This is a genomic window from Enterococcus sp. NBRC 3427, from assembly GCF_007996925.1.
GTDB lineage: Bacteria > Bacillota > Bacilli > Lactobacillales > Enterococcaceae > Enterococcus_B > Enterococcus_B lactis.
The window spans coordinates 1-11,609 of sequence record NZ_BJLL01000071.1; the positions used below are offsets into that span (position 1 = coordinate 1).

Genomic DNA, 11,609 nt, shown 5'->3' on the forward strand with positions numbered 1-11,609 from the left:
AAAAATCGCTTCTCATATTTTACCGTTTTTTGAGCTAATACCGAAGGAGACTGCGACACGCCTTTTGTTGCAGTCCTTTTTTAGTCTATTGAGCAATGTTGGCTAGCATTTTTCTCAATCGTCCTTTCGATAGTCCAACAGCCTTTGGAGCTGAGTAATCTGTTGCTGTAATTCCATTCCTTTTGTCGTATCCCGATTAAGTTTGCGTGGGAGCTGCTGCTCGATCACTTTTTTTACATTCGTTTGATCAGATTTTTTTGCAAATTGTTGTTCAATAGGCAAGAACGGATAATGTGTCACGATTTGGAAACCGTAAGAATTGCATAATAGTGAGTAGCCAGCAATCCCGGTTGTTTTTTGATAAGCTTTGGATAGACCTCCGTCAATAACAAATGCTTTTCCGTTTGCTTTGATCGGTGACTCCCCTTTTTTTACTTTTACCGGCGTGTGCCCATTGATGATTGCTGAACCTTCTTCTTTTGCATCGAATTCTGCCAAAATTTTTTCACTGAACCACTCTTCATCTCGCAAGTGATAATAGGGATTGCTTTTTTCGACGTGCGTATGAGGCTCTGTGAGAAAATAGCGCTCAAAAGTCGCCATTTTACTCTTGCCAAATAAAGGCGAAAATGGCCCGCTCCACGCATACCAAATCAAATCAGTCGCTAAATCTTCTTTTGCAGTCAGATCTTTTGCGCTTTCAGTTATCTGTTTTTCAAAAAATCCCAGTAGTTCTTTTCCGCGATAAGATTGGTCTAATTCAAATGCTAAGAGCTGCCCCTTTTCATCTACAGGTATACAGCCATGAAACAGTACATGCTGATTGTTCGTGAGATACATTCCCCCTTTTTCGATCAAAAACGTCATGTGTTTTTGCATTCTTAATGAGTGCTGGAATGAATACATCAAACTATCGATCACTTTTTGTTCCTCTTCCAAGAACTTTTTAGGATCATCTGGCTGGATCGTTTGAAAACAAGTCCCTTTCAACTCATAGAGCTGACCTTCTAAATCGATCGTTGATTCCTCATAGTTGATTTTTTCCAACAATTTACGATCGTCCATTTTAAATTCAGGTCGTCGATCCAACAACTGATGTTCTGATTTGAATTGGAGGATAGAAAGTGCTTGATGGATTTTTTCTAATTCTTCTTGCTCTCTTTCAGATAGATCTTTCCTGTTTTTAGGCGTAAATACAGGATTCTTCTGGTAGGTTTGATGGGCAAAAGAAAATAATGGACGTAAATTTAATCCATATTCTTTCTCTAATTCAAATAAATAGTTGTAGCGTGCGGCAATCCGTAAAAGCGTCAATAAACATGCCTCAGAGCCGCAATACGCACCAATCCACAAAATATCATGATTCCCCCACTGGATATCTACAGAGGAAAAATCCATGATTCGATCCATTACTTTGGCTGCTTGAGTTCCCCGATCAAAAATATCACCCACGATATGCAAATGATCGATGACAGATTTTTGGATCGTCTGCGCAAGTTTTGTTAAAAATTTTTCTTCTTCCTCCATCAAGACAAGTTGTTCAATGATTTTTTTTACATAGTCTTTTTTCCCATTGATACGATCATCGATATACAAGAGTTCCTCAATGATATAGCTATATTCTTTCGGCAATCCTTTTCGAACTTTTGATCGAGTGTATTTGACTGTCGTAAACCGTAAAAGATCAATCAAACGATGGATCAGCTGGGATTTATCTTGTTTTTTGTACCAATCAGTCGTCAATGCATATTCTGGATAAGCCGTAAAAATAGTGAATTGGCTAATCTCCGTTTCCGTCATTTGTTCAGAGAAAAGGTCTTTGATCTTTTCTTTAAGATTTCCTGAACCGATACGCAGAATATGATCAAAAGCAGGAAATTCGCCATGTATATCGCTCAAAAATAACTCTGTTCCTTTTGGAAGCTGTAAAATTGCTTCGAGATTGATGATTTCCGTGATGACATCTTCCGTTGTGGGGAATTTCTCTGAAAGTAAATCTAAATAGCGGTCCATTAAAACGCCTCCAAGAATTGGTATACCCAACATTATAAAGTTGTTATACACTATTTTCAATGGATATATATCCAATATAATAAAAAAATAGAAATAGGTCTATACAAAAAAGAAGCTGGGAACCATAAATGTCCAGCTTCCTTCTATATTTTTCTATATTTTATGCTTTTTTTCGTTCATTTCTCATAATTGAAATCGATTGTTTCAATGAACTCCATAATCCGCCTTCGCTATAAACGAGTACATTCGATTTGTACATGTTTGCAGACAAAATCATCAATAAGAATGTCACGGCTACAAGTACCAACAAGGAAATCAATGCTCCACCCATACCGACTGTCTCATTTGCCAAGCGAACCGGCATAATATAAGAAGATAGGAATGGAATATACGAAGTGATCCGAATAACGATATTATTTGGATCTGACGCACCTAATATCAACCCAAGCATGTATCCGCCTAAAGATAAATAAGTCACTGGCAAAATTGCTTTTGCTGTATCTTCTGCTTTGTTGACCAAAGAGCCACATAAAGCTGCCAAAACAGAAAAAATCAAAATGCCAAAGATCATAAATAGAAGAGAATACCACAAGAATGGTCCAATCAAGTTATCCAATGAGATACCGTCTAATATATTCTTGACCATTTCCATATCTTTGAATTGATTGTATCCTACACCAAAAATAATGCCGTATAATGCCATTTGCGTTAATGCAACAAGTAAAACACCAGTTAGTTTCCCGTAAAAATGCTTTTGTGCAGTCGTACTGGACAGGATCACTTCCATGATCCGCGTGCCTTTTTCAGAAGCAATCTCTTGTGCAATGATTTGTGCATAAGTCAGAATGATAATGAACAAGACAATCGTCGCCACATAGCTGACAACATATTGGACTGTCGAATTATCTTCTCCTACCGACATTTTTCCTTTTGAATCAAAGTTGACTTTTTGTCGAGTTAAACTTGCCTGTTGGCTCAAACTTGCCACTTCTTCTGGAGAAATGCCTAATTCACTTGCTCGAATCATTGATTGCAAGCCAGTCAATTGTTGTTGTATCAGCAGTTGTGTACTTTGTCCCAATGAATTTTCGCTATACAGCGTCCCATTTACCTTATCTTTATCAGTTGTGACTACTAAATAAGCATCAATTTTTTCTTTCGAAAGGTCTTTTTGTGCGTTTTCTTCAGAATCCACTGCTTTGAACTCAAAATCATCTGTTTTGACTTGGCTCATTTGCTGACTGATTTGTTCATTATCAGCCAATACGCCGATTTTATTGACATCACTATTTTGCTGGGCAAAGTTTCCTGCTACATAAATAATACCTAGCATGATGAAAGGGACTAATATCATAATCAAGAAAGAAATCGACTTGACATTTTTTAAATAGACATCTTTGGTAATAATCCAAAACTTACGCATCGATTTCACCTGCTTTCAATTTGAAAATTTCTTCCAAAGTTGGCGGTTGCTGGTTGAACATAGGGATATAACCGAATTGAGTCGCACGAGTAAAGATTTCTTTCCCTGCTTCAGGATCCTCTAATGTGATCTCTAACGTATTATCCTCACGAAGGATCACTTTTTTCACGCCTTCGATTTCTTCTACTTCCTGTTGGCTTAACCCAGATTCCAAGAATAACTTCGTACGGCCAAATGATTCACGGATTTCATGGACTTTTCCATTCAAAACCATTTTTCCGTTTCGCAGCATGATCAAATGATCGCAGATTTTTTCTACATTATCCATATTATGGCTAGAAAAAATGACACACGAACCGTGTTTTTTCAATTCCAATATTCCATCTTTCAGTAATTCCGCGTTTACTGGATCTAACCCGCTAAATGGTTCATCCAAAATGATCAATTTAGGTTCATGGATCAATGTGGCGATGAGCTGGACTTTTTGCTGATTCCCTTTAGACAAAGATTTTACTTTATCCGTCTTTTTCCCTTTTACCTGAAATTTTTCCATCCAAAAATCGATTTTTGGTTCAATTTCTTTTCTTGATTTCCCTCTAAGTTCTGCAAAATAAAGCAGTTGGTCTTGAATCGTTACTTTTGGATAAAGTCCTCGTTCTTCTGGAAGATAACCGATGATATCATAATCTTTCTCCCCAAGATGATGACCATTCCATAACACTTCTCCTTGGTCTTGTGTCAAAAAATCCAAGATCAAACGAAAAGTCGTTGTCTTACCAGCACCGTTTTGACCAATCAGCCCCATGATTTTTCCGTCTGGGATTTGGAAAGAGACATGATCGACAGCTGTGTAGTTCCCAAAAGTTTTAACAAGATCCTTGACTTCTAACATTTCTTCACTCCTTCTTCAATAAATCCATATATCCTAAGACACCAGATGTAAGCGATTTATTATTTACCAACAAAACATATACCCTCTTGTTGTTGTAAATAAAATGATAGGACACTTTACTTTCTTTGTAAAGTGCCCTTTTCTCATTCCTGATGTAATTTATCAAATACGTTTTGTGCGACATTTTTCGGTAGTCCGATTTCTTGTAATTCTTCTATCGTAGCTGCTGTGATATTTTTCAATGATTTGAACTCTTTAAGCAACATTTTTTTTCGTTTCGGTCCTAGCCCTTCGATTTCGTCTAATCGGGAAGCAAAACTGTTTTTACTACGCAGCTGCCGATGGAAAGTGATCGCGAATCGATGGACTTCATCTTGGACCCGCTGGAGCAAGAAAAACTCAGGTGAATTTCGCTCAAGTGGTACTACAGCCAAATCTGTACCGAATAGCAACTCATTTGTTTTATGTTTATCGTTTTTTGCCATACCAGCAATAGGAATATCGATTCCTAATTGATTTTCTAAGACATCTTTTGCTACATCGACTTGTCCTTTTCCTCCATCGATCAAGATTAAATCAGGTAAAGGCAATCCTTCACGAATCACTCGTGAATATCTGCGATAGATGACTTCTCTCATTGATGCATAATCATCGGGTCCGTTGACTGTTTTTATTTTATATTTCCGATATTCTTTTCTTGCTGGTTTTCCATCAATGAATACGACCATCGCAGCCACAGGATTCGTTCCCATGATATTGGAGTTATCAAAAGATTCGATGCGTATTGGGGTCGGGATATTCATTGCGTTTCCTAAACGTTCAACTGCTCCGATCGTCCGTTCCTGCTTTCTAGCAATCAGATCAAATCGTTCATTCAAAGCAACTGAGGCATTCTTATTCGCCAATTCCACTAATTTTTTCTTTTCGCCTCGTTTCGGTTGTAGAACTTTCGTATCCAACAAAGCTTCTACACTTGGCTTGTCGATTGTATCAGGAATCAAGACTTCTTTAGGAATGAAATGTTCATTTTCCTGATAAAACTGGCCAATATAAGTCAAAAAATCTTCTTCTGCTTCGTTATAGAAAGGAAACATTGAAACATCTCGTTCAATTAACTTTCCTTGTCTTACAAAAAACACTTGGACACACATCCAGCCTTTATCAATCGCATAACCAAATACATCTCGATCCAGTAAATCAGTATTTGTCATTTTTTGGCGAGTCATGATTGTTTCGATGGCACGGATCTGGTCTCGGTATTCTGCAGCTTTTTCAAATTCCATGTTTTCAGCAGCTTTTACCATTTTCTGATGGATCTCTGACTCGATTTTTTCGTGTCCTCCGTTTAAAAAGTTTTTCACTTCATCAACGATTTTCGTATAGACTTTCGGATCTACGTCGAAATAATAAGGACACAGACATTGCCCCAAATGATAGTAAAGACAAGGCTCCTTCGTCTGACTAGGTTTGCATTTTCTCAGAGGAAATAATCGGTCGAGGATCTTCTTTGTCTCATTCGCCGCACCGACATCGGGATATGGTCCAAAATATAGTGCTTTGTCTTTTAGTACTTTGCGAGTAATCACCAAACGGGGATATTTTTCATTCGTTATCTTAAGGAAAGGATAGGTTTTATCATCCTTTAACATAATATTGTATTTAGGATCATTTTTCTTTATCAGATTGATTTCTAAGAGCAAGGCTTCTATATTCGATTCTGTAACGATGTATTCAAAGTCTTCAATTTCACTAACAAGCCGTTCCGTTTTCGTATTATGGCTGCCAGTAAAATATGAGCGGACGCGATTTTTCAATATTTTGGCTTTTCCGACATAAATGATCGTTCCATTTTTATCTTTCATCAAGTAACAGCCGGGCTGATCAGGAAGTAAAGCTAGTTTGTTTTTGATTCGTTCGTTCATCTGGTACTCCCCTTCATATTCAATTAAAGTTATTATAGCATGACTGTCAAAAAAACAATCCAGCCTGACAACGTAATTATACTCAAAAAAGGTTAATTTGAATAACCTTAACTCAACCGCAAAAAAACCGAGGACGGAACTGAATTCAGTCCCATCCTCAGCTTATTTTTGCTTTAAGCTTTTATAAATATTGATCGATCATTTGACGTAGTTGTTCTTTTGAATGAACACCAACAGCTTTTTCTACTACTTGACCATCTTTTTTCAACATTAATGTTGGAATACTCATGATTCCGAATTGTTGAGGAGTTTCTGGATTTTCATCCACATCCATTTTAGCAATTCTGAATTCTTCTTCATCATATTCTTGTTCCAATTGATCCAAAATCGGTGCTTGCATACGACATGGACCACACCAAGTTGCCCAAAAATCAATTAATACAAGTCCTTTGTCTGTTTCTTCGTTAAATGTCTTATCTGTAATTACTTGTGACATATCAAAGACCTCCATTTTTAAAATCTATGACCAGTATAGCATTTCTATCCTTGGATAGCGAACCATCTGCTTACCTTTAGTAAGTTTTACTTAAATTTAACAATTGTTGCACCATTTCCGCCTTGATTTGCCGGTGCAAACTCAAAGCTTTTGACGCTCCGATGGTTTTTAAGATAATCAGTAATTCCCTTGCGAAGTGCGCCTGTCCCCTTTCCGTGGACAATAATCACTTGAGGATAACCTGCTAGGATGGCAGAATCCAAATATTGATCTACTTCACTTAGCGCTTCCTCATATCGTTTTCCTCGAAGATCCAATTGATTCGGCACATGACTGCTAGATTCAGAGCGTACAGCATGGACAACTCGTTGTGTCGGCTCTTTTTGAGGAGCAACAGGCGTCAGTTCGTCTTCGGACACATTCATTTTTAGTATACCGATTTCTACTTGCCACTGATTCCCGTTTTTACGTAAAAGCGTTCCTCTTTGGCCGTAAGTCGTAACCAACACTTCGTCTCCCGGTTTCAATGTTTTTTGTTCTTTCGCCTTCTTCAATACTTTATTTTTCTTCAATGTTTCTTCTTGATGTAGATTTGCTAATTGGGTCTTTGCATCGATCAACTGATGCTCTTTCACATTTCCTTGCCCGATCTGCTGTTGCATTTTACGAATATCAGCAATGATTTTTTCTGCTTTTTCTTCCGCCTCTGACACGACTTCATTTGCTTTTTTCTTTGCTTTCTCTATTTCTTTTTCACGTTCTTCAAAGAAATAGCTGTAAGCTTCTTTCAAATCATTATGAAGTTCTTGTGCTTCAGAAACAAAATGACGCATTTCCAGATATTCGGTCTCTGCCATTTTCCGGCGATTCTCTAAATCTGTGATCATTTCATTTAAATCTTGGCTCTCATCATTCATCAACTGCTTTGCTTCATTAATAACATCTGTATCAAGGCCTAATCGGCTGGAGATTTCAAACGCATTGCTTCGTCCAGGCACACCGATCAGTAAACGATACGTTGGACTTAGTGTATCCACATCGAACTCCATGCTGGCATTAATCGTATTTGCCCGATTGTATCCATAAACTTTCAATTCAGGATAGTGCGTAGTTGCCATCACATAAGCAGACTTTTTACCAAGATCATCTAAGATTGCGATGGCTAGAGCAGCACCTTCTTGTGGATCTGTTCCTGCACCAAGCTCGTCAAATAGTACCAGACTTTTTTCATTGACTTTTGATAAAATATCTACGGTGTTCGTCATATGAGAAGAAAAGGTCGATAGACTTTGCTCAATCGATTGTTCGTCACCTATATCCGCAAATACTTCTCCAAAAATACCGATTTGGCTTTCTTCTCCTGCAGGAATCGGCAACCCTGCTTGCCCCATCAGCTGTAACAGACCTAAAGTCTTCAACGTGATCGTTTTCCCACCTGTATTAGGTCCTGTAATGACGATGGCTTGATAGTCTTTTCCAATTGCGATGTCATTAGGAACTACTTTTTCCTGATCAATCAGCGGATGTCTTGCTTGTTTCAAGACGACATGATTGTCCTCACTGATTCCCGGCACGATGGCTTTTACTTCTTTACCAAATCGTGCTTTTGCATTCATCAGGTCCATTTTACCAATCACATAAGCATTGTGGATGATTTCTTGACGATGTGGAACAAGTTCTGCAGAAAGTTCACTTAAAATACGTTGAATCTCATTTCGTTCAGCGATTTGGTATTGACGCAAACGATTATTCAAATCCACCACTTGTTTTGGTTCAATAAATAAAGTCTGTCCTGAAGCACTTTGATCGTGGACTACACCGCCAAATACACCGCGGTATTCTTGTTTGACTGGGATAACGTAGCGGTCATTTCGCATGGTGATGATTGCATCGCTCAAATATTTTGCGTTCTTCCCGCGGACGATTCCGTCTAACTGTTCACGAACAGCTTGTTCACTTCGACGAATGTTCTGTCTTATGATTTTTAGCTCAGGAGAAGCATCATCGGTCACGCGTCCGTCTTCATCAATTGCTTCCTTTAAACGGCGACTTAAAACAGGAATCGTGACTAGCTGATCTGCCCACACATACAAACGCGCAAATTCGATTTCACTGTCAGAAAGATCATCAATGAACCGATGCAATTCACTTGTCGTAGATAACACTCTGGAAACTTGTGCAAGCTCCACTCCATTCAAGTCTGCCCCGATTTCGATCCGTTTCATATGAGGGCGGATATTTTCAAGTTTTGGTATAGGAATCCCGCCTCGCAGACGTTGTACTTTCAATCCATCCTCAGTTTCTTGAAGCCATTCTGTGATCGTTTGTTCCTCGCTCACTGGTACCAATTCTGCCAGTTCTTCTTTTCCTTGTGCAGTCACTACAAATTGTTTGACCATCTGTTTGACTTTTTCAAATTCCAATGTTTCAAGGATTCGGTTATTCATTTTATCACCTTATCTTTCACTATGAAAAAAGGGCTGTGCCGGACATACGTTGCGCAGCCTTCTTAAATAAACTACTGTGTACAAAAAACGAAACATTCTTGTAAAAGTTTTTCTTAAAAAATATTTTCTAGCCCTATTTCCCTTAATTCAAAATATTCGTTACCCAAAGCTCATACATCTTGTTGGTAAGAAAGGGCGTTCTCTCAACGATAAAACGAGCGAAACTATGCTCGCCGAATTGATTTTGGACCGCATCTAATGGAACAAAGGCAAGTAACTGCAAAATCAAAAATATAGTAACGTAAGCCATAATTAGTGACAAGATACCTCCAGCAATCCAGTCTACCTGTCTCAAGATCGGCACATATGTCAATCCATGGACAAAGACCCCCACAAATCGGGTGATCAGCCAGCCAATCAGCAAAATGATCAGAAAAGCCGTTCCTGCATAAAAAGCTTCATCTAGGTGAAAGGCAAATGCTTGATCAAAAAATGCTAATTTTGATGTCGGAGTGACAGCTGGGTATGGAATGTATAATTCCAAATGACTTGCTAATGGTTTGTAAAAATGCTGGGCAGCAATAAATGACAACACATATCCGATTGCGAATATGACTTGTAAAGCAAACCCGCGACGTGCTCCAGAAAAAAACGCGATTAGCAATAAAAATAAAATCAGAAAACTCAGCATGCTACGTTCCTTTCTCTTCTAACTTTTTTAAATTTTTCTTATTTTGATAAAAGGATCTTAATTAGAAGATTTTTGTTTGATTTGTCCTTTTCGTTTTTCATTTAAAATCTGTTGTGCTTCCACATGATTTTTAATAGTATGATCTGCTTGACCATTTTCTTTCAGTACTTCTCGAGCTTCATTCTCGATTGCTTCCATGCGTTTTACGCGATTTTCAAGCTCTGTAAATTTGATCATTTTTTTCTTTAATTCTGCTGTTTCTTCTTCTAGTTCCAAGATTCTTTCTTGTTTCTTCAATTGATCCGAAAGCGCATTGACAGCCATCAAGATCGCTGCTTGTTCATTATCCATTTGTGGTGATAATTGTTTCAATTCTGCTAACTGCTCATTGATCAGCTTCGTTACGATATCCATATGATGCTTGGTTTCCCGTCCGATAATAGTATATGTTTGGTTGGCAATCACTGCTTTGTAGCGTGTTTTTTCGTGCGCCATACGAATCATTTCCTCCTATTTGATGAAAGTTTTATTTAGTGTACCATGAAGTTGGTTCTTTCACCGTTCTCCACAAATATTTTTCACATACTTAACTATTATATGATAAACTTTAAAAAAATGCTATGTCTCGCAACCTCTTAGAAAACGAAAAGTCAGGAGTTGCGGTATAGATTTATGTATAAAAACGAGGAGAATTTTATGAGCAACGTCATTATCAAAGCAACGAACGACCAACTTAGTCAAATGAAAGCATACTATCGCTCTTATTTGTTAAATAAACAGATTCCTTATACTATCTTTGCTGCAAAAAAAGACGGGACGACCATCACTGCTTACACATCAGGAAAAGTGATGTTCCAAGGGGCAAACGCAGAAACGGAAGCTCAGCGCTGGGGACAGGCACAGGATAAACAGGCCAAACCAGCAAGAACGGTCTCTTCTTTGCCAAAAAATATCAGTCAATTATCCGTTTTAGGTAGCGATGAAGTCGGAAATGGCAGCTATTTCGGCCCACTAACAGTATGTGCTGCTTATGTGAAACGTGATCAGCTTGCAGAATTACGTAAACTTGGTGTTCGAGATTCAAAAGAGTTAAAAGATAGCCAAATCATCCAACTTGCTGATATCTTAAAAGAAACTATCCCTTACAAACTACTTGTCTTGCCCCCAGAAAAATACAATGAGATCCAGCCAAAATACAATGCCGTTCGGATGAAAGTCGCTTTGCATAATCAAGCAATCCATTTACTGCTAAAAAAAATCGCACCAGAAAAACCAGAAGCGATTTTGATCGATCAGTTTACGCCAGAAGCAAATTTTAAAAAATATGCACGTTTAGAAAAAAATCACTTGCAAGAAAAACTGTACTTCGTTACTAAAGGAGAACAATATCATTTAGCTGTTGCTGCTGCTTCTATCATCAGTCGTGCCAGCTTTTTAGAAGAGTTAGACAAAGCATCAGCTGAAGCTGGAATCACCCTTCCCTCAGGAGCTGGAACGAAATCTGATCAAATAGCGGCAAAACTATTAGAAAAAGGCGGCATACCTATGCTTGAAAAATATGCCAAACTTCACTTTGCCAATACAGAAAAAGCGTTGAAGCTACTAAAAAAATAAAAGAACTGTGACAAAAGTCGTGTCACAGTCCCTTATTCCGAATCAACGGTGTTCAATCATCTGACCCTCGGTATTAGCTCAACAAACGGCAAAATATGAGGAGCTATTTTT

General features: G+C 38.1%; 9 protein-coding genes. 1 reads left to right on the plus strand and 8 read right to left on the minus strand.

All coding sequences use genetic code 11. The features are described 5' to 3' along the window. Positions 1-114 precede the first annotated feature (114 nt). The 8 genes from ESP02_RS11880 to zapA all read right to left on the minus strand — a co-directional run bounded on the left by ESP02_RS11880 (position 115) and on the right by zapA (position 10,379). Positions 115-2,013, minus strand: a complete 1,899-nt coding sequence (locus ESP02_RS11880) for a fructose-bisphosphatase class III (protein ID WP_025478442.1) — start codon at positions 2,011-2,013, stop codon at positions 115-117. A 160-nt stretch (positions 2,014-2,173) separates the two neighbouring features. Then, positions 2,174-3,436: an ABC transporter permease gene (locus ESP02_RS11885; RefSeq protein ID WP_002373772.1), complete on the minus strand. Its 1,263-nt coding sequence runs from the start codon at positions 3,434-3,436 to the stop codon at positions 2,174-2,176. After that, positions 3,429-4,328, minus strand: coding sequence for an ABC transporter ATP-binding protein (locus ESP02_RS11890; protein ID WP_002314648.1), 900 nt, complete (start codon positions 4,326-4,328; stop codon positions 3,429-3,431). The genes ESP02_RS11885 and ESP02_RS11890 overlap by 8 nt, the downstream gene beginning before the upstream one ends. A 143-nt stretch (positions 4,329-4,471) precedes the next feature. Next, complete coding sequence (gene uvrC, locus ESP02_RS11895) at positions 4,472-6,250, minus strand: excinuclease ABC subunit UvrC (RefSeq protein ID WP_002320257.1); 1,779 nt, start codon at positions 6,248-6,250, stop codon at positions 4,472-4,474. Between the two features lie 181 nt (positions 6,251-6,431). Beyond that, positions 6,432-6,746: a thioredoxin gene (trxA, locus tag ESP02_RS11900; RefSeq protein WP_002290803.1), complete on the minus strand. Its 315-nt coding sequence runs from the start codon at positions 6,744-6,746 to the stop codon at positions 6,432-6,434. A gap of 86 nt (positions 6,747-6,832) precedes the next feature. Beyond that, positions 6,833-9,193 carry an endonuclease MutS2 gene (locus tag ESP02_RS11905; protein WP_038398489.1) on the minus strand — a complete coding sequence of 787 codons (2,361 nt, stop codon included), beginning with the start codon at positions 9,191-9,193 and terminating at the stop codon, positions 6,833-6,835. 142 nt (positions 9,194-9,335) lie between these two features. Continuing rightward, positions 9,336-9,884 (minus strand): CvpA family protein, encoded by a 549-nt coding sequence (locus tag ESP02_RS11910; protein WP_002373774.1) that lies wholly within the window; start codon positions 9,882-9,884, stop codon positions 9,336-9,338. A gap of 57 nt (positions 9,885-9,941) precedes the next feature. Further along, entirely contained in the window at positions 9,942-10,379 is a 438-nt protein-coding gene (zapA, locus tag ESP02_RS11915; protein WP_010732101.1) for a cell division protein ZapA, read from the minus strand. Between the two features lie 201 nt (positions 10,380-10,580). On the opposite strand from zapA, the gene rnhC reads away from it, so the two are divergent. Then, on the plus strand, positions 10,581-11,498 hold the full coding sequence (rnhC, locus tag ESP02_RS11920; protein WP_025478443.1) for a ribonuclease HIII: 918 nt from the start codon (positions 10,581-10,583) through the stop codon (positions 11,496-11,498). Positions 11,499-11,609 lie beyond the last annotated feature (111 nt).